The sequence below is a fragment of the Bacillus sp. AG4(2022) genome, assembly GCF_031844465.1.
Lineage (GTDB): Bacteria > Bacillota > Bacilli > Bacillales > Cytobacillaceae > Bacillus_AB > Bacillus_AB infantis.
In genome coordinates this window covers 1-23,125 of record NZ_JAUZVH010000006.1, presented here as the reverse complement: position 1 = coordinate 23,125, position 23,125 = coordinate 1, and the positions used below count along the sequence as shown (strand labels likewise).

The window sequence follows — 23,125 nt, the reverse complement described above, 5'->3', positions numbered from 1 at the left end:
TTCGAGCCCTGCCCTGCCCATTTTCTCACTATCTTTACATACCCTGTTTGTGAATTATTCTACAAAGTATCAATTTTCTAAATATTGTAGTATACTCCCCTTTAAGGAAAATAAACGGCAATTATCCGAAAACCAAAACTCTGATGATTGCACCAACTTAATGTCTCTATAACTTTTCTAAATTAGGAAACAACCAAAATTTTACATACAGGGAGTGCTGAAATATGACCAGCGAGTTTGTCAAAAATCTTACTCCGCAGCTAGTGGAATGGCGCAGGACGCTTCATAGCCTGCCGGAATTGGGCTTTATGGAATATATCACAACCTACCGGATCGGGAAGGAACTAGAGAAGATGGGCTTTACCCTCCATATCGGGAAGGATGCCCTGCAGGAAGATGCCCGCCTCGGCGTGCCGAAAAAAGAAGCTCTGGATGCACACGAAGAAAAGGCAGCTGCTTGGGGAGTCGAGAAAGAATGGCTTGAAAAGTTGTCAGGCGGCAACACCGGCCTAGTGGCAACATGGGACACAGGAAGAGCTGGAGACCATATCGGATTCCGCTTCGATATCGATGCCCTGCCGATCCTTGAGTCTGCCGATGAGTCCCACCTTCCATGCAAACATGAATTCTCATCAGGCGAACCTAATGTAATGCATGCCTGCGGACATGACGGCCATGCAACGATCGGCCTCGGCACAGCGAAATATATTGCAGAGCATACCGATGAACTCAAGGGAAAATTCACGCTTCTTTTCCAGCCGGCAGAAGAAGGCGGCCGCGGCGCAAGGGCAATGGTGGCCAAGGGCTGGCTTGATGATGTTGATTATTTCTACTCCGGGCATATCGGGATCCACTCCTACCCGGTCGGAACCATCGCCGCAACAACGACAGGATTCCTTGCATCAACAAAGTATAATATTTCATTCAAGGGAGTTTCCTCCCACGCAGGCATGCATCCGGAGCTCGGCAAAAATGCTCTGCTTGCCGCAACCACTGCAGCCAACAATTTATATGCAATCCCCCGCCATTTCGACGGCGTCACCCGCGTGAATGTCGGGCGCCTGACTGCCGGGAGCGGACGCAATATCATCCCAGAGGACAGCTATATGGAGATTGAAGTCCGCGGTGAAACGCATGCTATAGGTGACTATATGGCAGAGAGTGCCCTTCGGATCATCAAGGCGGCGGCCGATATGCATGATGTCACCTGTACAATCGAGCCTGTCGGGGTCACCGAAGTGATGACCTGCAACGAAGAACTGATTCCGAAGATCCAGGAATGGTGCGCTTCAAGCGAGCTTGTCACAGAGGTCATCCCTTCAGTCCCTGTCTCCGGCTCTGAGGATGCAAGCTTTATGATGAACAAGGTGCAGGAGCATGGCGGCAAGGCGACTTATATGCTGTTTGGCACTAAGCTTGACTTCCCGCACCATCATCCTCAGTTTGATTATGAGGAAGGAGTGCTCGCGGCAGCGGTCGATACATTCGCCAGCATCATTAAAGGCGGCTCTTCTAATGGCTGATTTGGACAGCTGGCTTGAAAAAAATCTGGCCATCCTGAATACAGTCTCTAGCATGGACCAGCCGGAGGGCTTCACCCGCCTCAGCTTCACCGCCGAAGAAAAAGCTGCCCATGCTGCTTTCAGAAAAGTGGCGGAGGAGCTCGGGCTCCACACCCTTCAGGATGCGGCCGGCAATCAGTGGGCCATATGGAAAACAGACAGCAGACTGCCTCCTGTGGCCGTCGGCTCCCATCTTGATACAGTTGTGAACGGCGGCGGCTATGACGGTCCAGCCGGGGTGCTCAGCGCCCTGGCCGCCATCAAAACACTGAAGGATTCAGGGTTCCAGCCAGCGAGAGATATTGCAGTCGTCTGCTTTGTCTCAGAAGAGTCAGCGCGATTCGGCCTGTCGACCATCGGCAGCAAAGCCGTTTCCGGGAAACTCAACAGCCGGGAAGCCGGCAGGATGACTGACCGCAATGGTGTCACTGTTAAAGAGGCTGCCGAGGAATTTGGGCTTGACTGGTCCAGGATCGAAGAAGCTGAACTGCCTGCTGAGAAGCTTGCCTGCTTTTTGGAGCTGCATATCGAGCAGGGAACCCATATTGAGGAGCATGGCGCAGAAATCGGGATTGTAAACGGCGTCGCCTGCCCGGTCCGGCTGAAGGTTCACGTCAAAGGAATGGCCGGCCATACCGGAACGACCCCAATGCATAACCGAAAAGATGCATTCGTCGCCATCGCCCCGCTCGTCACCTTTGTGCATGAAAGGGCTTCACAGTTAAGTGAAGAAAGCATCCAGCCGCTCGTCGCTACAGTCAGCACCGTTGAATTGAAACCGAACAGCATGAACGTTATCCCTGGAGAAATCGAGCTTGGCATTGACATCCGCAGCGTTGATGACATGCTGAAAGGTTCTTTTGCTGAAGAAATAAAGGACTTTTGCCAAAAGGCCGCTGCAGACAGCGGAGTGAAAATCCACGTTGAAACCCTAATCAACAATGATTCCATCATGCTTGATCCCAACATGCAGCAGAAACTCACCGGTATATGCGGAGAGCTCGGCCTGAAAGCCCACAGCATGAACAGCGGCGCCGGCCATGATGTCATGAATATGGCAGCCAAATGGCCGTCCGGATTGATTTTTATCCCCTGCAAGGATGGCATCTCCCATCATCCAGATGAATTTGCCTCCATTGAAGACATGGCCAAAGGTGTCCGGGTAATCACAAGATTCCTGGAAAAAGAGGCTTCCTTATAACAGCCGATATTTGACTTATTTTAAAGGAGTGACCTGATGACATCCCCCGTAAAAACGTATTTATCTGAAAATAGACAAACTTTCGAAAAGATAAGCGAATACATCTACCATCATCCTGAAACACGCTTTGAAGAATATGATTCTGCTGAGTTCCTCGCAGCGGAATGTGAAAAAGCCGGATTCCAGGTTGAACGGAATGCCGGGAATATTGAAACAGCCTTTGTTGCCTCTTATGGCAGCGGTTCGCCTGTTATCGGCTTCCTCGGAGAATTTGATGCCCTTTCCGGCCTTGCTCAGGAGCCCGGCAAATCCTCTCCGGAGCCGACAGGAAAAAATGCCGGCCACGGGTGCGGCCACAATCTGCTCGGCACCGGTGCTTTTGCAGCAGCCTGTGCAGCAAAAAACTATCTAGAAGAAAACAATCTGCCGGGAACCATTAAATTTTTCGGATGTCCCGGTGAAGAAGGCGGTTCAGGCAAGACCTTCATGGTCAGGGAAGGTGTTTTTGACGGAGTGGACGCTGCTCTTACCTGGCACCCGTCACCGGCCAACAGCATCATGAGCTTATCGAGCCTTGCAAACTATCAGGTATTTTTCCGCTTCAAAGGGCTTTCCTCCCACGCGGCCAACTCCCCTCATCTTGGGCGGAGTGCACTTGATGCAGTCGAGCTTATGAATGTCGGGGTCAATTACCTCCGTGAGCATGTGATTCCGGAGGCGCGCATTCATTATGCGGTCACCAATACGGGCGGCATTTCCCCGAATGTGGTCCAGGCGGATGCAGAGGTTCTGTATTTGATCCGCTCTCCGAAGGTCAAGCAGGTCGATGATATTTACAAGCGGGTCTGCAAAATTGCGGAAGGTGCCGCTTTGATGACCGAAACGGAGCTGACCATCGAGTTTGATAAAGCCTGCTCCAATTACATCCCGAACCGCAGCCTGGAGCGCATCCTCCATGAAAGCCTGCTGGAAGCCGGGATCGAAAAGCCGGACGAGCAGGAGGAAGCATACGCAAAACACCTGTGGGACACGCTCTCTGAAGGCGAAAAAGAAAGCTATATTGATATTTTAAAAGGCTTCGGCTATATCGGGGACGGAAGTGAATTTGCCGGAAAATATCTCGCAGATACCATATCTCCGTATGAACCGTCAGACGGCGTCCTTTCCGGCTCGACCGATGTATCGGATGTCAGCTGGGTCATCCCGACCGCACAATTGACAGCTTCCACCTCTGCTCTCGGAACGCCGCTGCATACGTGGCAGATGACCGCCCAGGGAATCAGCAGCTATGCCCATAAAGGCATGCTGCGGGCAGCGGAGGCGATGGCATTGACCTCCATCAGGCTGCTGACGGAAAAAGAAGAGCTTGAAAAGGTACAGCAGGAGTTTGCTTTATTCAGGGACGGAAATCCCTATACATGTCCAATTCCGGAAGGTGTTAATCCTTCCAAGCTATCGGAGGGGTCCTCATGAAACTTGAAAACCAGCCTGGAACAAGTCCACAGAAGAAGGAAGGCATTTTTCAGAAATTCCTGAACGGAATTGAAAAAATAGGCAATAAGCTGCCAGATCCATTTATTTTATTCGTCGTCCTGACGCTTCTTGTCATTGTCGCTTCAGCCATTTTTAAAGCGTTCGGTGCTACCGTCGTCCACCCCGGAACAGGGGAAGAGCTGCCCGTCAAGAGCTTAGCATCAGGTGAAGGTCTGCAGTATATCCTCAGCTCGATGCTCGATAACTTTACAGGCTTCGCACCGCTCGGCCTCGTACTGGCCATGATGCTTGGTATCGGCTTGGCCGAGAAAGTCGGTTTGCTTGATTATGCCATCAGGAAAACCATTCTGAAGTCACCGCCGGTATTGATCACTTATACTGTCGTATTTGTCGGAATCATGGGGAACCTGGCCTCAGATGCGGCCATGGTACTGATTCCGCCGCTAGCCGCCATGGTTTTCTACAAGGTTGGGCGCAACCCGATCGCAGGTCTCGCAGCCGGGTATGCTGCAGCCGGTGCCGGCTTCACAGCCAACCTTGTCATTACCGGGACAGACACATTGCTTGCAGGGATCTCCACGGAAGCTGCAAGGATCATTGATGACAGTTTTACCGTTTCACCTGTTGATAACTATTATTTCAATATTGTTTCCGTCTTCCTTCTTACAGTAGTCGGTGCCCTTGTCACTACTAAGTTCATCGAACCTCGCCTTGGCAAATATAAAGGTGATGTCGTCGAGGAAGCAGTCACTGAGGACCACCCGAAAGCAGGCAAAGGACTTCGCAATGCCGTCATCGCCGGGGGAGTTTATTTAGCCATCATCCTAGTCACTCTCTTCCTGCCTGACAGCCCATTGCGCGGCGAAGGCGGAACCATTGTCCCGTCTCCATTCATTGACGGCATCGTTCCTATTACCCTAATCTTCTTTATTGTGATCGGGGTTGCTTACGGTATGACAGTTGGAAATATCAAAACAAGCGGAGATGTTGCCAAATATATGGCTGAATCCATGAAGGATATGGCAGGCTATATCGTCCTGATTTTTGCCATCGCGCAATTCATTGCCTATTTCAGCTGGTCCAATATCGCGACATGGGTAGCTGTAAACGGCGCCGAATTCCTGAAGGACATCGAGTTCACCGGAATCGGACTCATTATCGGATATATCATCTTTACCGCCTTGCTGAACTTCCTGATCACATCAGGTTCAGCCAAGTGGGCGCTTGAGGCTCCTGTCTTCATCCCAATGTTCATGCAGCTGGGCTACAACCCTGCATTCACCCAGGTTGCCTACAGGATCGCCGACTCGTCCACAAACATCGTCACACCATTGATGCCCTATATGGTCATCACCTTATCATTCATGCAGAAGTACGATAAAAAAGCCGGCATCGGAACCTTCATCGCCCTCATGCTCCCGTACTCCATCTGCTTCCTGCTTACCTGGATCATCCTGATCCTGGTATTCTACTTCTTCGGCATTCCGTTTGGGCCGGGGATTGGGCCGATGCTGTAAAAGAGCTTACTTGGCACCAGCAAACGAATTAACAGAAAAAGGCCCGCAGCCAAGCTGCGGGCCTTTTCCTCAATAAGAAGTCCGTTGGGATCATTCGTAGTTCTTGTTCTGCTCCCATTCAATTATATCAAAGTTGATGGTTCAGCAAGCTGCGTTTTCCACCTTAAAAGCTAGCCTTGTGGGATATTCTTCCACAAGGCTTCATTCTTTTTTCACTATTTCACGTTGCCCGACATAATAAAAGTCTTCCAAATTCCTGTACTCTGAGAAACTTCTTCTCCTAAAACCACCAGTTTGCCTTTGTGGTTAAAGAGGAAATATCCTTCTCCACTCATGCTGTATGTTTTGCGAAGTGTAAAGGTCTCATAGTCATAAACATAGATTCTATCGCCTATTGTTAAATAGAACTCTGTCAATTCAGGATTGAAGGCAACATCACTGAAGCCTGTTCTCAGGTCAGTGAAATACTTCATATTTGTTTCTCTTAAACTGGTTGATCTGAATACTGTTCCAGCATGGTTAAACAGATAACGGCCATCCGGAGAAATGGTCATATAGGTATCTAAATTATAATCACCATGATAAGGAGAATCATAGCCTCCGGTGAATATACCATTTTCAACAGTGAAGACTTCCATATCCCGCGGACTGGTATCTGAGTTTACCGCATATATTCTCTTTTTATCAGAGTGCATAAAGAGCTCGCTTTGCTGGCGGATTGATTTTGAAGACACTTCTATACCGGTTTCTTTATTGTAGCTTTTTAAGTATGTCCACTGGCCGGAACCTGAAGAAACATAAAAATAGTTTTCATCAGCAACAATGTCATACGGGTCCACATTGATATCAAAGTACTTTTTAATCTTTAATGTCTGGGGATCTACAATTGCGACTGCACCGTTTTGTGTTTCATTCCACCAATAAGAGCTGTGTTCTCCTTTTAACAGGGTGACATAAAGCTCTCCATTCGCATAAAAAACACTCTCAGCAGGCAAACTGAATGGCAGCCGCTTAATGGATTTGGTTTCATAATTAACAGCGATCAGCGCGCCATCTTCGTTTATTCCATACACAACCGGCAGTTCACTGTCATGTACAGCATCAAGGAAGATATCAGACAATGTTTGCTTTGTGCCTTGAAGAGGTTCCATATTGATTGGTTCCGGACGCTCTTCTTTTACCTCATCCTCTTCCCATTCATCATCTTCCTCAAAGTCTAAAACAGGCATTGCAGAAAATTTCTCGGTGCTGATTTTTTTAAAGTCAGCCTTCTTATAATCTTTTAGAAACTCATTCACATAGTCTGAAGAAATAGCAAAATTAATATCTTCAAATCCAAAGGAATTCAATCCAAGTACATAGCCCTTCATGTTTAAAAGAGGGCCGCCTGAGCTTCCAAAAGTAATTTGAGCAGTTGTTTGTATGGCTTTTAGGCTGCCCATTTCATCCTCAAAGATTTGCTTTCCAGACACAATTCCTTCTGAAATTGTATTTTTCAAACCAAACGGGCTGCCGATTGCTACTGCTTTTTCACCTTTAACAGCTGAACTAAAGCTCGCCAATGGCAAAGAAGGAAAACCAATTCTCTCTGCTGGCTTCAGAATCGCTAAATCAAGATAATCATCGTATTTAACTACCCCTTCCAGCTCAAATTCCTTGCCGCTTTCTGTAATGACAACAGCCCTTGTTCCGCCGCTGATCACATGAAAGTTTGTGGCTACAAGCTGGTTGGCCACAATAAATCCGCTTCCTTGTGAAACAAGTTCATCATTTTCATCATATAACTCAATAACAACAACACTCTGCTCATTCTTTGCAATTTCTTCTGTACTGCGAACTGGTGCTTTTGCCATGTCGAACGGTTTAAAGTCCTCATTTAAAAAGCGGGACATGAACGCTGCAAAGTGTGCCCTGACCATGGTCTCATTCGGACGGAAAGTTCCATCCGGATAGCCTGTGGTGATATTGTGTGCTGCCAAAGACTGTACAAATGGATAAATGCTTGCTGTGGCCGGCACATCTTTAAAGCTTGAATAGGAAGTGCCTTTAAGCTTATAGGCGTTAACAAGAATAATCGCCATCTGGCCTCTTGTCAGCGTACCATTGGGATCAAAAATCCCAGCGCTTTTACCTGAAATGATGCCCAGCTGTTTTGCTTTGGCAATCGCATCATATCCAGAACTGCCCGGGGGAACATCTTTAAAATTAGGGTTTGGCGCATCTCCCGTTTTGATGCCAAGTTCCCTAATAATCATGTGAACGGCCTGTACCCGTTTAATCGGATCCTGAGGCCCAAATTTACCGTTTGAATATCCGTTGATAATTCCTCTGTCTGATAAAAATAATATTTCATCACGAAAGGCAGTTACGTCTGGATATAATATACTTCCCTCCGCCTTTTTAAGGTCAATCGACACCGGAATAGTCAACAAGAGAAATAAAGTTAAAATAATCTTAAATGCCCGCTGCAAGTGCGTTCCTCCTTCATGGTTATCAGATAGATTTTAATGGAATTGGAGGAAAATAGCTTGTTGTAAAATATGGGATTTATTTCATGGTGACAGGCACCTCCCGAATTTTGTCGAACACCCAGCTAGCAGCATTCTCCCTCAACGTGTATTTGTAGACTATTCAATTTCCCCTATCCGTAGATAGCCAGCAATATTTAGCATTTTCTAAGACAGCTGTATTCCCGGGGACAGCTTTATTGAGGAATGGAAATGCGTACACGCTTAGCAGAGAATACGATAATTTAAGGAATTTAAAAAATAGACCTGTGCTAAAAGCACAAGTCTATTCTAAGAACTGAAAATGGTTAATACTAGTTTACAAATCGGCCCCTATCAGCCTTTTCAGTGAAAGACTGCTGGCCCCCGGCTTTTCACTGCCCGTAATGGCACTTCCAACAATGGCAATGTCCACAATACTATTTTTCAATGTACCAATTGTTTTTTCTGAGATTCCTCCTGCTATGGCAATCTCTGCATCCTCAAGTCCTTCTGCCGCCTGAAATAACGCCGGGTCTGCCAGCTGCCCCTCCTTCTGCATGTCTTTCCCAATATGGAGACAGAACAGGCGGGCTCCGAGCTGATTAATTTCCCTCGCTCTGGCAGAGTCGTGTATGCCCAATAGATCAATCATGATTCTTTTTCCATGTGCCTCTGCTGCTTCGAGTGTTTCCTTAATCGTTCCATTATGCGAGAAGCCCATTACGGTGACAATATCCGCTCCTGCCCCGAAAGCCTGATTAGCTTCGTGCCTCCCTGCATCACATGTCTTCATATCGGCTACAAGCACTTTTTCAGGAAATTCCTTTTTCATGCTGCGGATGATATCCATGCCATATTCTTTAATCACGCCTGTCCCTATTTCAATCCAGTCAATATTTTCATAAGCTTCCTTAACGATGCGGAAGCACTCCTCATTTGTCAGGCGGTCAAGAGCCAGCTGTACTTTCATCATTATCCCTCTTTCGTTAAAAATCCACAGGATTTCTCCTGTGGAAAGTTAAGTATTAAACTCCTGAATAGGCCATGAAACCGCCATCTACAGGTATGGTCACACCTGAGACGAAGCCGGAGTATTCCCCATCGGCGAGCCATAATAGCGTGCCAAGAAGATCATTGGGCTTGCCAAATCTTTTCATTGGTGTATGTGCGATGATTTTTTCTGATCTCGCAGTATGTGACCCGTCCTCCTTCAGGAGCAGATCACGATTTTGTGAAGTTAAAAAGAAGCCAGGCGCGATAGCATTTACCCTCATTCCTGTCTCAGCAAAATGAACAGCCATCCACATGGTAAAATTGTTTATGGCCGATTTGGCAGCGCTATAAGCAGGCACCTTTGTCATTGGGGAATACGCACTCATTGAAGATATATTGATAATGATAGGCGAATCCTGCTTCAGCAGTTCCTTGCCGAACACTTGGCTGGCCAGGAATGTCCCGGTGAAATTGCTCGCAAAGACCTGTGAGAACCCCTTTTCGTCCATATCAAAGAAGGTTTTGCCGGAAGATTCCGGGTCAAAAGTTTCGGCTGCCGTGATGGCATCCGGATGGTTGCCGCCTGCGCCATTGATTAAGATATCCACACGGCCAAAACTCTTTAATACTTCTTCTTTAGCACTTTCCAAAGAGGACCTGTCCAGAACATCTGCGGCAGCCGCTATGGCTTTACCGCCTGACTCATTTATTTCAGAAGCGATGGCCTCTCCTTTTTCTGCAGTCCGGTTCAAAATAGCAACATTGACTCCATGCCTTGAAAGCTCCCGTGCCATTTCTGAGCAAAGCACCCCGCTCCCGCCTGTTATAACGGCGGTTTTCCCATTAAGGTTCTCATGAATTGGAAACATTAGAATTCCCCCGTTTTTCAGATTGATAGGCATCCCACAGCCCGTGAAGGTACATGATGCCAAGCGCCCTGTCATACAGTCCGTATCCCGGCCTGCATTTCTCATCCCAGATATGCCTTCCATGGTCAGGCCTCACATATCCTTCATACTGAATATCGGACAGTTCTTTGACAACCCCTTTAATATTGATGGAACCATCTGACGTCAGATGGGAGGTTTCAATAAAATCGCCGTTTTCAAATATTTTTACATTGCGGATATGGGCGAAAGGAGACCTTCCGGCAAACTCCGCAGCAAGCTTCACCATATCATTTGCCGGATTTGCCCCAAGCGAGCCGGTACAGAATGTAATGCCATTGGAAGGTGAGTCAGAAATGGCAAGAAGCTTTTTAAGGCTATCTCTGCCTGTCATGATGCGCGGCAAGCCAAAGATGGACCATGGCGGATCATCCGGATGAATCGCCATTTTGATCCCTGCCTCCTCGGCTACAGGCAGAATTTCATGCAGGAAGTACCCAAGATTCCTCCACAAGTCTGACTCTCCTATCTCTTTATAGGCTTCAAACAGCTCCTTGATCCGCGCAAGCTTTTCCGGCTCCCAGCCTGGCAGCGTCAGGTCAGAAGCAGCAGAAACCGTATCAATCAATTCCTGCGGATCCAGATTGTCCACCTTCAGCTTTTCATAAAACAGGGCTGTGGATCCGTCCGGCAGCTCTTTATAAAGCTCTGTCCTGGTCCAGTCGAATATCGGCATGAAATTATAACAGATGACCTTGACGCCAAATGTACCAAGATTGCGGATGGTCTGTTTATAATTTTCTATATAAAAATCCCGTTCTTCATTTCCAAGCTTTATTGATTCATGGATATTCACACTTTCGACCACTTCACCATGGAAGCCGAAAGATTGAATATATTCCATCTCGGATTGAATTTCTTCCTTCTCCCAAACTTCCCCGGCAGGCTTATGGTGAAGGGCCCACACTATGCCCTTTACATCCGGGATCTGCTGGATGTTCTCCAGGTTTACCGTATCATTATTCCTGCCATACCAGCGGAATGTCATGTTCATTTCTGTCCACTCTCCTCTGCAGCAGCTATGTATTTCCGGCAGAGTTCTGTGACTGCTGCCTTTCCTCCAGATTGATAGGCTTTATTCAGGTCGCTTCCAATCCCGGCAGCAACAGCTCCAGCCTTCAGCCAGCTGCCAATGTTTTGAAGATTTACTCCTCCTGTCGGCATGATCTTCACCTGCGGAAGCGGGCCATTGACTGCACCGATGAAGGATGGATCAAAGCGGTTGGCAGGAAAAAGCTTCACGATGTCAGCTCCGCTTTCAAGGGCTGACACAATTTCCGTAATGGTCATACAGCCTGGCAGGTATGGCACGCTGTATCGATTGCATATGACAGCTATGTCTCTATTAAAATTGGGGCTGACTATGAAGCTTGCCCCGTTAAGAATGGCATGCCGGGCTGTCTCCGGATCCAATACTGTCCCGGCGCCTATCAGCCCGCCCTCACTTCTCACAGCTTCAAATACCTTTGCCACATCAGGCGTCGTGTACGTCAATTCTATTGCCTGGAAGCCGCCTTCTAAAGCTGCGGCCGATATGTCAATAGCCTCTTCGGCAGTCCTGCCCCGCACAACGGCAACAACCTTTGAATCTGCCAATTTATTCAACACTTCTATTTTTCCGTTCATTCTATCACTCCTCATTCAAAGACAATGACTGCTTTGCGCACCTGGTCCGGATTTTCCTCAACAAAGTTGAACGCTTCCTGAACTTCATCAAGAGTAAATTTATGAGTAATAAATCCATTTGCTTCAAGCTTTCCTTCGTTCAGGAGGGAAATTACTTTTCCAAACTGGTTTGTCTGTAATCTTGAACCGACAATGGTAACTTCCTTCTTGGTGATAGGAAGCTGGGAAATGGGCGATGGCTTCTCGTCAAAGCCCAACACAACCACCCGTCCTGCCGGGGAAACCACGTTTACCCCCAGCTCAAAAGTAGATGGCAGGCACACAGCGTCAATGACAATATTCGGCCCCTCTCCTCCAGTCAGCTCCATAACTCTATCTTCGACGGACTCTTTTCCGGCATCAATGACTTCATCAGCCCCATTTTCCTTGGCAAACGCAAGGCGCTCTTGTTTTAAATCAGTCATGATGACATGCGCGCCGCTGAGCTTCGCCATCTTCAGGATGCAGATGCCGATTGGGCCGCAGCCCTGGATGAGGACAGAGTCACCTTCTTGAACATCACCTCTCCAGACAGACTGGGCACCAATCGTATATGGTTCGGCCAGAACGATTTCATCCCAGTCAAGGGTTGGGTCTGCCGCATGAAGCTGCTTTTCCGGCAGAACGAAATATTCCCGCATGCCTCCATCCTCATGTACGCCGAACACAGACAGGGTGCTGCAGACATTAGGTCTGCCTGTCCGGCATGCGTAGCATTCTCCGCAATAGCGGATCGGCTCAACCACAACATGGTCGCCAGGCTTTACGCCCGTAACGCCTGACCCTATTTCAACGACTTCTCCCGCGACTTCATGCCCGGGAACTCTTGGATATGTGGCCAGCGGATTGGTTCCATGATAGATATGCATATCCGAGCCGCAGATCCCTACCCGCTTTACTTTTACAAGTACTTCTTCAGGATGGGAGATGGCCGGTTTTTCCGTATCAATAATTTCCATTTCCATTGCTTTTGGTATTTGTACTGCCTTCATAATTTTCTCCTCCTATTCAAATAAGCTTGGCAGGAACAGTGAGATTTGCGGCACGAATGCTACAAGCAGCAGGACCGCCAGGCTGACGCCAAGGAATGGCACCAGCTCCTTCGCTGTTTTTCCAATGGATACCTTGCCGATTTGAGATGCAACGAAGAGACATACACCGACTGGCGGTGTTACAAGTCCAATGACAAGATTCAATACCATCATGACTCCGAACTGGACTGGATCCATGCCGACCGAAGCGGCAACCGGCAATAATACCGGGAACAGGATCACAAGAGCTGCGATTGTTTCCATAAAAGTACCGACAAACAGCAAGAGCAGGTTAATCAGCAGAATGACTACAATTGGATTGCTTGAGATACCAAGAATGGTATCGGCAACCATTTGCGGAATCTGTTCGCTGACCATGATCCACCCAAACAGATTCGCAAAGCCGACCAGCAGCATAATGGAGGCTGTGCTCGTCATGGAGGACAGCATAATTTCCGGGATTTTTCTTACAGGAAGCTCCTTATAGACAAAAATTCCGATGACAAAGGCATACAAAACAGCAATGATGGAGGCTTCTGTTGGTGTGAAATATCCGCCAAGGATTCCATAAAGGATGATAACTGTCATGAACAGCGCCCAAAAGGCACCGGTAAAGCTTTTCCAAATCTCCTTCAGAGATTTTCTTTCCCCCTTTGGATACTTGCGCCTTACAGAAATGATGTAAGTAGGAATCATAAGTCCCACACCGAGCAGCAGACCAGGCAGCGCTCCGGCAAGGAAAAGGTCTCCGATTGAAACCGATGCCAGCGTCCCGACAATGATCATCGGCAGGGATGGAGGAATGATAGGTCCTACTGTAGAGGATGATGCTGTTACTGCAGCAGAAAAGCCGGCTCCGTAGCCTTCTTTCTTCATTGCTGGAATCAACACTGCCCCAATGCTTGCCGTATCTGCCAGTGCAGTTCCGGAGATTCCCGCAAATCCCATGGAGGACCCGACATTAGCAAGTCCAAGGCCGCCGCGGATATGGCCAAAGCAATTATTGGCAAAATTGATGATCCGATCGGTGATGCCTCCAGCGTTCATCAGGTTCCCTGCAAGAATGAAGCCCGGGATACATAACAGAACAAAAGAATTTAGTCCCCCGAACATTTTTTGAGGAATGATATTCAGCGGAATATCGCCAAGGATCAGGTAAATGAGCGATGACAGGCCAAGGCTGAAGGCAACTGGCACGCCAAGGAAAATCAAGATGATAAAAGAAAAGAACAGCACGGCTGCCATCATAGTTCTCCACCGCCAATCTGTGAATTAAAGTCTTCTTTATTGCGGATAAGCCTAATGATTTTTACGATAGAATATAACACCAGGAAGATGCTCATAATCAGGATGGATGCATGAATGGCAGACATCTGGAAAGGCATGGTCGCTGACGTCTGATTTTTCCCAAGCTGATAAAAAAACCACCCTTCCTTCACCAGGATTACCCCAAGGAAGAGAATGAGCAAATATATAAATACCTCATAAAATCTGCGGACATTATGGGACATCTTTGCAAAGATCAAATCAACATTTATGAATTCCCCCCGCAGCAAAGCAAGCGGAGCCCCAAAGCAAATTGCATACAAGAACAGATAGCGGGTAAGTTCTTCAGTCCAGATGGCTGTATAAGGGAGATACCTGGACATAATCTGGATCATAACAACGATGATGACACCTGAAAAACTGGCAACTGTCAGAAAAGATAATGCACGGTCCAGCCAGATTCTTATTTTCATCGTTATACCTTCCTTTCTCTATAGCTGATAAAAGGTTTGAAGAAAGGCACTGCGGGCAAGATTCCCGGTGCCTTTCCCAATCAGCCGATCTATTATTCTACTTCAAGGATTTTCTCATAAAGCTCATACTGTTCAGGCTTCAGGCTGTCTTTGATTGCAGGCTGCATCTTTTCGCGGAAAGCATCCTGGTCTACTTCGATAAACTCCATGCCTTCATCTTCCAGCTCAGACTCGATTTTGGAAATCTCTTTGTCATAAAGCTCTTCCCCAAAGGCTTGAGCCTCTTCAGCCGCTTCCTTTACAGCTATTTGCTGCTCTTCATTCAGCGCTTCAAACTGTTTGTTTCCTACAAGAATATAAATCCATGAATATACATGCTCTGTACGGTTAACATACTTTTGAACCTCGTAAAGACCGCCGCTCTGAATTAAGTCGACCGGGTTTTCCTGCCCTTTGATGACTCCCTGCTGAAGGCCTGTGAAGACTTCGTTAAAGTCCATAACCTGTGGTTTAGCACCCGCTTCCTCCCAAACTTTGAGGAATAAAGGAACATTCGGCACACGCATGGAGAAGCCCTTCAGATCAGAAGGTGATTCAATCGGCTCTGATGAAGTTAGGTTTCGAGGAGCCCTTGTATGATAGTACAGCGGTGTTAATCCAGCTTTTTCCGTAATTTCTTTTTCAATCTCTTCACCAATTTCGCCTTCTACGACATTTTTTACATGCTCCAGATCACGAAACGCATATGGAACTGCCATCAAAGCTGCTTTTGGCGCCCAGTTCTGCAGGGTTTCGCCCGAGATAACCATATCGGCTGTGCCTGCCTGAATCGCATTAATGGTATCGGTTTCTCCCCCTAAAGAGTTATTTGGAAAAATTTGAATTTCAATCTGTCCATCTGTTTTCTCTTCCACAAGGCTTGCAAATTCTTCTGCCGTTTTATGCCAGATATGATTCTCATCTGCAAGATGGCCGAATTTCCACTTGATTACTTTTCCATCACCATCTCCGCTGGCCCCGTTTGAACCTCCGGAACCGCATGCACTAAGAAGTAATGTTGCAGCCAAGACGCCTGATAACCACTTTGCTTTCATTTGTAATTCCTCCCAAGTTTGTATTAGTTGGTTAAATATTCGTGTACAGTTGAGGCAATGGTAATGCCTTCCTTTAGGTTCTTCTCTTCATTTCTCTGCTCGATTTCCCCTGGAACCAGTACGCTTGAATACCCTGGTGCAGGAGGCGATTGCCTGATTTCGTCCATCATGCGGTCCATATTTTCGAGAAACGCTTCTTCATCAGTGAAAAAGGCAGGATTAATGGCACAGAAATAATGGCCAAGCTTTCTTTTTTTGTCCAGGTCGCCATACATTTTTGCAACATGCGGACCAAAAGCCGCTCCTGCAAGAAGTCCTGAAAAAATGTCGACGATCATGGAAAGGCCATATCCTTTAGGTCCTCCAAACGGCAGCAGTGAAACCACCTTGCCGGGATCCGTTACGGCTGCCCCATTTTCATCTACTCCCCAGCCTTCAGGAATATCCTTGCCTTCCTCTTTATGCTGGAGCACCTTGCCGAAGGCTACATTGGATGTTGCCATGTCCAGGATGAATGGCTTATTCATCTTTGCAGGGACTCCATAAGCAATCGGGTTTGTGCCAAGGAAGGCCTCTTTTCCGCCGAAAGGCACCACAATTTTGTCAGTATGAGTCATGGCGATCCCAATCAGATTCTCTTCCGCTGCTTCCTGTACAAAATAACTGAGCGCACCGCAGTGGCTGCTGTTAATGGCTGTGACCATTCCAATGCCGTTTTCCTTTGCCATGGAAATCGCCTGCTTCATGGCCTCATCACCGATTACATGCCCGAAGCCGTCATCGCCATCCACTACACCGGTCACCGGTCCTGTTTTGTTGAATGTGATATTGGCATCCGGATTGATCCCCCCCGCATTCAGGCGGTTCACATAATGCTCCGTTCTTAGCACACCATGCGAATTTACGTTGCGCAGATCGGCATGGACGAGTATTTCCGCTACTTTTTCTGAATGCTCCTGATTCAAGCCGGCTGCAGTCAGCTTTTGTATAACGAGCTTTTTAGCTTCTTCGTGAGAAATCGTTATTGTTGACATGATGGGCCTCCTACTCAAGATTGGTATGGTTTTTTTTCATTTCATCGTTTACATCATTTTCATCAAGACTGTCTATGATGGCTGCATCGAGCAGAAGGTGAGCAGCCTGATCAAATTGATTGCCCAAAGGCTGAATAGTCTTTGGCTCTCCGGGCAGGCGATATTTTGTCGCAGCCGGAATAACTAGGCATCCGGCAAAAACAGGATTCTGGACAGCCTCCTTGCTTGTCGTGACTAGAAATACCTTAGACCCTGTCTTTGAAGCGTTTTCAGAAACGGACATAGCCTGGCCGGTTTTTCCGGATCCTGATAAAACAATAAGAATGTCATTTTCCGAAATTGCAGGTGTTGTTGTTTCACCTACAACATATACGGTTTTACCGCTGTGCATCAGGCGCATGGCAATTGCTTTGGCAACGAGCCCGGATCTGCCTTCTCCCGCAAAGAAAAATCTTCCGTCTCCTTTTAGGAGTTCAACAAATGACTGATATTGTTCAGCATCAACTGCTGTACAAACCGCTCTCATTTCCTCTAGAATGGCAGCTGTAGTTTTCATAGGCTCCCCCTCAGCGTTCAACGATTTCTTCTTTATTTATAAATGCCTTTACTTCCTCCAGGTATGGCAGACCTTCATTATCCCCTGAAACGGTTGTAACAAGTGCCCCTGTACCATTGGCAAAGCGGAGAAGCTCTTCCGGGCTGTAGCCATGCAGCCAGCCGTATGTATAGCCTGCATCAAAGCCGTCTCCGGCTCCCACTGTATCAACTGCTTTTACCGGAAAGCACTCTGCCTTTGTCCAGCTTCCATTTCTCAAAAGCTTCGACCCGTTGGCCCCGTCCTTTATAACCAGATCCGCAATGCTGTAATCGCTTGCAAATAACGCCAAATCTTTCTCAGAATCACTGCCGTTGATCTGTCTGATCTCATCGAGCCCTGTCAGGAGGATGTCTGTATATGGAAATATGGCTTTATAAGCTTTTCTTGCCTCTTCGATCGTCCAGAGCTTAAGCCGGATATTGGGATCGAAGGAGACTGGTATTTGTTTTTCCCTTGCCAGTCTGGCAAGCTTTAATGAAATACCCGGATTTTTTTTGTCTATTGCCATGAACACGCCTGTCAGATGAAGGAGGTCTACACCTTCCAGAATCTTTTCATCAATCATGTCTTCCGATAAGGCAAGAATCGGCGAGTTGTATCGGTAATAAAAGGTCTTTCCTGACCCATCCTCGTTTATCTGCTTAAAATTCAGCGAGGTAGGGCTGCCTTCGACAAAATCCACTGCGGCTGTGTCGATTCCTTCACCGCGGGCGAAGTTATAGATGACCCGGCCAAATTCATCATTGCCAAGCCGGCTGACCCACTTGCTGCTGAGGCCAAGCCTTGCGCATCCAATTGCATAATTCAGCTCAGCGCCTCCTATCTTTCGCTCAAAGCTTGTCACGAACCTAAGCGGGCCTTTCGCCGATGGATTAAGGGTAATCATGGCATCCCCTATGGTTAAGACTTTTTTCGGTGATGTCATTTGCTTTCTCTCCTAACTCTTTATCGACTCCCGCTCAACCAGGAGCGGAGCGTATCTTTTTACTTCATATGATTCTGCCATTTCCTGCTCTCCTATAAGCCTCAGAAGCTCTACGGCCGCATCCTTGCCAATCTCAAAGGTTGGCTGTTTAATAGCTGTGATTGGCGTGGCTGCGATCTCAAGGAAATCAGAATCGTCTATTGCTACTACACTGACATCCTCCGGTATACGAAGCTTCTTTTTTCTTAGAAACTTCAGAAGTTCGATAAGGGAAAGATCATTTGTAGCAAAGAAACAATCGGGCATCTCATCTGCAAGCCAGAGATTTTCCAGCTTATCAAAAATTTCATGCCGTTCTGCTGCAATGATCCATTCTTCATTTGGGGTAATGCCATTAGCTTTAAGCTTCTTCCGGTACCCTTCAATCCGCTCTAATCGGGGGGTTACTTTCTGGGCGGTCGACATGGACACTACCCCAATTTTCCTTTGTTCATGCCTGAGCAGCTCTTCAACAGCAATCTCTGCAGCTTTTACATTATCAAGGAGGAAAGTGGGATAAATGGGTTTTACCGGCTTTCTGTCCACGAAAACAATGGGAAAATTCGAGCGCTTTAGCTGTTCATAGAGCAAGGCATTTCCTTTTGTAGGAAAGATGATCAAGCCATCCACCTGCTTTGCCAGGAGCATATCAATATATGCACGCTCCTTTTCCGGATTTTCATCCGAATTGCAGACAAACAAGTGAAAATGATTCGTTTCGCAGACATCCTCTATCGCCCGGATAATCTCTGTCGAAAATGTATGGAGAATATTGGCGACAATCACCCCTATTGTGGAGGACTTTTTCTGCTTGAGGCTTTTAGCCACAAAGTTGGGTATATAGCCCAGCTCACTGATCGCTTCCTGAATCCGGATCTTCGTAGCCTCGGCCATATACTCATAGCGATTATTGATATATTGCGAGACTGTGCTCTTGGAAACGCCGGCCTTCACCGCAACATCTTGCATTGTTATTTTATTCATTTTATGGTCCCTCTCTATAAACCGATTTAGTAAATCGGTTTAGTAAACCGGTTTAGGGAAAGTATAAATGAAAACCCTTTCAAAATCAAGGTTAATTCTGAAAATTTTTATATTGGTGACAATAGTGGTGACAGGCACCTCCCGAATTTTGTCGAATCTCAAACTTGATAATCGGGCTGAGCAAAGCAGCGCAACCCATGGGAACATATTAATATACGGGTAACTGCACGAAAATAGGAGGCGCTTTTCAGCACCTCCTTTCCCAATAAGTATCCTATGGCTTCACATACTCTATAAACTCCTCCATAGTCGTTTCCGCCACCACCGGCAGCCTCGGGATCTCATAAATGCGGTCGCCCCTCTCTGCCGCTTTTTTCTCTACAGTAAATGCCATTCGAAACCCTAGATTGATTAGGGAGTTTATCGTATTCGGAGAGTATTCCCCGTAAGGATAGGCAAACGCCTTTTTTCTGCCTTCCAATTGCCTGATGCTGGTTCTTAGGTCTTTTTCAATCTGATCTGCCTCTTTTGTCAGCAGAAAGGAAGCATCCTGATTAAACCGGTTTTTTTCCCTCTGGTGAAGATTGTAGGTATGGCTCTGATAGTCGAATACATCACAGCCTCTTTCTATTTCATGAAGGCTGAGATACTGGATTTCCTCAGGCACATAAGGATGGAGCTTGCTTGTCACATACCCGGTTATGATAAAGCTGACAGCTGTGAAATTGTATTTTTTTAAGATAGGATAGGCTTCCACATAGTTATCCTTATAACCATCATCAAAGGTGATAACAACGCTCTTAGCAGGAACATCCTTTTTCCTTGCTAAAAAATCATATAGCTCAGATAACGTCAAAGATGTATAGCCTTTCTCTTTTAAATAGGCCATTTGCTTTTCAAAGTCTTCCTTTAATACAACCATTGGATTCAGTTTACCTTTGATATAGTGGCTTTCAGACAGGTCCTCTCTGCTTACAATATGATGGTATGACAAGACAGGAACTTTAGCTGCCGCCTCTTTTGGAGGCTTTTTTATCGTAGATTCCTTGGTGCAGGCATCCAAGTGAAAGGATTGGTCTGCGGGATATAATCCCTGATGCTCAACAGCGAGAATATCATATTCGTCAACGACAAAACTGAAACCTGATATCATCAGGGTCAGCAGCACCAGAAAACCAAAAGCAACCGCTCCCTTTGCAGCCTTCATGCTCACGCCTTTTCCGCCCCTTTCCATGCCAGATTTCCAGACCTCTCAAGCTTATTCCAGCTTTTAGATTTATGAAAAAAGGACAGCGTCCCGTAAGCGACAAACAATAGATTCATAATGCGGTAGAATAATATATCCGCCGGCAGAAAGATAAGGATCCTGAGTATATCCCTCTTCCGAAAGGAAACCCCATGCAGATGGCTGATAAACAATGTTGTAAAAAATTGATAGATATACAGGAAGACGGCCCCTGAACCGAGCATGAGCACAAGCAGAAGCTGGCCCTGATTCAACAGCAGCATCGCCGGTATGGCCAGCATTGGAAAGGCATTCAATGTGCCGACAAGGAATTGGTCAAACAAAAAGACAGTAGAAAAGCCAAAAGGCAGTTTGCGGAAAAAGGATTTCCGGTATTGTATCAGGCAGTCAATAAAGCCTTTTTGCCAGCGGACCCTCTGCTTGAACATGTCCCTTAGCGTACTGGGGCATTCAGTATAACAGACAGCGGCTGGGACGTAGGAAATTCTGTGGACACAGCCATGTTCTTTGATCAGCTTCTGGATCTTAAGGGTAATATCCATATCCTCGCCAATCGTTTCCCGAAAACCGCCAATATTAAATAGGACCTCCCGGCGGAATGCTCCAAATGCTCCTGCTATGACCGTCATGGCTCCGAGCGATGCCTGGGCCCGTTTATGAAGATAAAACGCGGTTAAATATTGGAGGAACTGAAATTTAATGATCCCCTTTAGCTTAAAAGTAGGTTTAAGATGATGGACGTGCCCACTGAAAGCCTGTGCGATAAGGACGTTTCCACCGCAGGCAATAATGCCTGATTCCTGGAATTCAGCATTCATTTCTGAAAGGCTGTTCCTCTCCAATATGCTGTCCGCATCAAGCGTAACAACAATGTCATTTTGGCTGAAGTTGATTCCGGCATTCAAGGCATCCGATTTTCCGCCATTTCGCTTGTCAATGACAAAGATATTGGAGTACCGCTCTGATTGAAATACAGCTGTTATCTCTTTATGCTCTAATTTTCTTGAAAAAGCCCTTCTGCATGGAACCAGGGACAATAGCTCTGTAAGCATGCCAATTGTATGGTCAGTTGATCCGTCATTTACAATGATCAGCTCTGATTCCTGATGCCTCTGGCCACTGTAGCCAATGATACAGGACTCAAGCACTTTTTCTTCGTTAAAAGCAGGCACAATGACGGAAAAGCTGTACATTTTCCTGACTTCCTTGCGCTTTTTTTTCTCTTCCTTGAACAATGGAATTAAAATATACAGGGACTGCATAATTACAAAGGCAAAAAAGATGGCAAAAGATACATACAGCAGTACTATCACTGGCCTATCCCTCCTTGTTGGTATACCCTGACATAGTCAATCAGCAATTCTTTTGGAAAATCATCCTGCGGATCCGGCGGTCCCGGCCAGTTTCCGCCAATGGCCGTATTTATATACAGAAAGAGAGGCGAATCCGGCGAAAATTTATCTGTTTCAAAGACGTTTCTGCCGTCCAGTGTCCATATGATTCTTCCCGGTTCCCATATTAGACCGTACAGATGGAAATCCTCAGAGAAATCAATATCCTCCGTTATCTTTGTGTAATCCCTTTTTTGTTTGCCGGCTTCGTCCTTCCAATGAACAACATAATAAAGCTCGTTCGGAGCCTGGCCAATATTCTCCATGATATCTATTTCCGGCAGCCAGTCTTCGTCGGAATTCACAAGCCAGAAAGCGGGAAATATGCCTCTTCCCTTCGGCAGCTTCGCTCTGATCTCAATTTTTCCATAAGTGAACTCAAACTTGCTTTCAGTCGTAACAGCACCAGAGGTATAGCTTCGTCCCTTATAAGACTCTTTTCTGCTTGAAATAACCAGGAGATCATCCCTGACATCAATATTTTCCGGAAGGTAATACTGCCATTCTCCATTTTTTTCTGATGGCCAATTTTGCGGATTCCACTTTATGAATGACTTTTCATCGTGAAATTCATCATTCCAGACAAGATGCCACCCATCTTTCTTTGTCATATCCACTGAAGGGGCAGCCATTTCTTCTTTACCGAATACTCTTTCTGGCATCTTCGCAGCCGTTTGCTTTTCATGTATAAATTCACTGCCTGGCAAAGCCAAAATAAGAAGAAACAAGAAAAAAATCTTCATGGACGCACACCTTCTTTTTAAGATATTAATTATTCTTTATTGAGAACATAAAGATAACACTAATTTGTTCTTTTTAAAGAACGATATAGTTTATATTAACAAACAGCTATATATTCGTCTAGTAATAACTAAAGTTATAAAAAAATCTTGCAGGAAAACATCAAAATATACAGAATATTGACAATAAAAGGAGATGATCATATGGAGCAGGCTGTCAAAGAAAAATGGATTTGCTCTCAATGCCAATCTGAAATTACTGACTACACGGAGTTTGTCGATAACGATGGAGTTTGTGATGATTGCTATAGCATCCCTTTGAAGAAGAGACGGGGGCTGGTTATTCGGTGACAGGTACCTCCCGATTTTTGTCGAAGTATGAAATGAAAATTGCATTCAAAAAGCCGGCTGAATTTTCTTCAGCCGGCTTTTATTT

General features: G+C 46.4%; 20 protein-coding genes. 4 read left to right on the top strand and 16 right to left on the bottom strand.

The window, feature by feature from the left end:
* Positions 1 to 224: 224 nt before the first annotated feature.
* From Q9R36_RS16500 to Q9R36_RS16485, 4 genes are read left to right on the top strand one after another with little or no spacing between them, the layout of a single operon-like run.
* Positions 225 to 1,523 carry an amidohydrolase gene (locus tag Q9R36_RS16500; RefSeq protein ID WP_311225538.1) on the top strand — a complete coding sequence of 433 codons (1,299 nt, stop codon included), beginning with the start codon at positions 225 to 227 and terminating at the stop codon, positions 1,521 to 1,523.
* Positions 1,516 to 2,763 (top strand): M20 family metallo-hydrolase, encoded by a 1,248-nt coding sequence (locus Q9R36_RS16495; protein WP_311225537.1) that lies wholly within the window; start codon positions 1,516 to 1,518, stop codon positions 2,761 to 2,763. The genes Q9R36_RS16500 and Q9R36_RS16495 overlap by 8 nt, the downstream gene beginning before the upstream one ends.
* 36 nt (positions 2,764 to 2,799) lie before the next feature.
* Positions 2,800 to 4,236 (top strand): M20 family metallopeptidase, encoded by a 1,437-nt coding sequence (locus Q9R36_RS16490; protein WP_311225536.1) that lies wholly within the window; start codon positions 2,800 to 2,802, stop codon positions 4,234 to 4,236.
* Complete coding sequence (locus Q9R36_RS16485; protein ID WP_101549169.1) at positions 4,233 to 5,774, top strand: AbgT family transporter; 1,542 nt, start codon at positions 4,233 to 4,235, stop codon at positions 5,772 to 5,774. Before Q9R36_RS16490 ends, Q9R36_RS16485 begins: the two co-directional genes overlap by 4 nt.
* A 215-nt stretch (positions 5,775 to 5,989) precedes the next feature.
* On the opposite strand, the gene Q9R36_RS16480 is transcribed toward Q9R36_RS16485, so the two are convergent.
* The 16 genes from Q9R36_RS16480 to Q9R36_RS16405 all read right to left on the bottom strand — a co-directional run bounded on the left by Q9R36_RS16480 (position 5,990) and on the right by Q9R36_RS16405 (position 22,692).
* A complete protein-coding gene (locus Q9R36_RS16480) occupies positions 5,990 to 8,245 on the bottom strand; it encodes an S-layer homology domain-containing protein (RefSeq protein WP_311225535.1) in 2,256 nt (751 codons plus the stop codon).
* A gap of 355 nt (positions 8,246 to 8,600) precedes the next feature.
* Positions 8,601 to 9,236, bottom strand: coding sequence for a 3-hexulose-6-phosphate synthase (gene hxlA / locus Q9R36_RS16475; protein WP_311225534.1), 636 nt, complete (start codon positions 9,234 to 9,236; stop codon positions 8,601 to 8,603).
* Between the two features lie 52 nt (positions 9,237 to 9,288).
* On the bottom strand, positions 9,289 to 10,125 hold the full coding sequence (locus Q9R36_RS16470; RefSeq protein WP_311225533.1) for an SDR family oxidoreductase: 837 nt from the start codon (positions 10,123 to 10,125) through the stop codon (positions 9,289 to 9,291).
* Complete coding sequence (gene uxuA / locus Q9R36_RS16465) at positions 10,109 to 11,197, bottom strand: mannonate dehydratase (RefSeq protein ID WP_311225532.1); 1,089 nt, start codon at positions 11,195 to 11,197, stop codon at positions 10,109 to 10,111. The genes Q9R36_RS16470 and uxuA overlap by 17 nt, the downstream gene beginning before the upstream one ends.
* A complete protein-coding gene (locus Q9R36_RS16460; protein ID WP_009792900.1) occupies positions 11,194 to 11,829 on the bottom strand; it encodes a bifunctional 2-keto-4-hydroxyglutarate aldolase/2-keto-3-deoxy-6-phosphogluconate aldolase in 636 nt (211 codons plus the stop codon). Before Q9R36_RS16460 ends, uxuA begins: the two co-directional genes overlap by 4 nt.
* Before the next feature lie 11 nt (positions 11,830 to 11,840).
* Complete coding sequence (locus tag Q9R36_RS16455; protein WP_311225531.1) at positions 11,841 to 12,860, bottom strand: zinc-binding alcohol dehydrogenase family protein; 1,020 nt, start codon at positions 12,858 to 12,860, stop codon at positions 11,841 to 11,843.
* A 12-nt stretch (positions 12,861 to 12,872) separates the two neighbouring features.
* Positions 12,873 to 14,147: a TRAP transporter large permease gene (locus Q9R36_RS16450; RefSeq protein ID WP_009792898.1), complete on the bottom strand. Its 1,275-nt coding sequence runs from the start codon at positions 14,145 to 14,147 to the stop codon at positions 12,873 to 12,875.
* Positions 14,144 to 14,638 (bottom strand): TRAP transporter small permease, encoded by a 495-nt coding sequence (locus tag Q9R36_RS16445; protein WP_009792897.1) that lies wholly within the window; start codon positions 14,636 to 14,638, stop codon positions 14,144 to 14,146. Before Q9R36_RS16445 ends, Q9R36_RS16450 begins: the two co-directional genes overlap by 4 nt.
* Positions 14,639 to 14,730: 92 nt before the next feature.
* Complete coding sequence (locus Q9R36_RS16440) at positions 14,731 to 15,732, bottom strand: TRAP transporter substrate-binding protein (RefSeq protein WP_224949436.1); 1,002 nt, start codon at positions 15,730 to 15,732, stop codon at positions 14,731 to 14,733.
* Between the two features lie 23 nt (positions 15,733 to 15,755).
* A complete protein-coding gene (gene allD / locus Q9R36_RS16435) occupies positions 15,756 to 16,766 on the bottom strand; it encodes an ureidoglycolate dehydrogenase (protein ID WP_224949433.1) in 1,011 nt (336 codons plus the stop codon).
* 10 nt (positions 16,767 to 16,776) lie between these two features.
* Positions 16,777 to 17,322, bottom strand: coding sequence for a 6-phospho-3-hexuloisomerase (gene hxlB / locus Q9R36_RS16430; protein WP_022544428.1), 546 nt, complete (start codon positions 17,320 to 17,322; stop codon positions 16,777 to 16,779).
* A gap of 10 nt (positions 17,323 to 17,332) precedes the next feature.
* On the bottom strand, positions 17,333 to 18,289 hold the full coding sequence (locus tag Q9R36_RS16425; RefSeq protein ID WP_009792893.1) for a sugar kinase: 957 nt from the start codon (positions 18,287 to 18,289) through the stop codon (positions 17,333 to 17,335).
* 12 nt (positions 18,290 to 18,301) lie between these two features.
* The gene (locus tag Q9R36_RS16420) at positions 18,302 to 19,312 is read right to left on the bottom strand and encodes a LacI family DNA-binding transcriptional regulator (RefSeq protein ID WP_224949431.1); all 1,011 of its coding nucleotides are present in this window, start codon (positions 19,310 to 19,312) and stop codon (positions 18,302 to 18,304) included.
* 274 nt (positions 19,313 to 19,586) lie between these two features.
* Entirely contained in the window at positions 19,587 to 20,519 is a 933-nt protein-coding gene (locus tag Q9R36_RS16415; protein ID WP_311225653.1) for a polysaccharide deacetylase family protein, read from the bottom strand.
* Between the two features lie 2 nt (positions 20,520 to 20,521).
* Entirely contained in the window at positions 20,522 to 21,871 is a 1,350-nt protein-coding gene (locus Q9R36_RS16410) for a glycosyltransferase family 2 protein (protein WP_311225530.1), read from the bottom strand.
* Complete coding sequence (locus Q9R36_RS16405) at positions 21,868 to 22,692, bottom strand: glycoside hydrolase family 16 protein (protein ID WP_306009830.1); 825 nt, start codon at positions 22,690 to 22,692, stop codon at positions 21,868 to 21,870. Before Q9R36_RS16405 ends, Q9R36_RS16410 begins: the two co-directional genes overlap by 4 nt.
* Between the last annotated feature and the right edge of the window lie 433 nt (positions 22,693 to 23,125).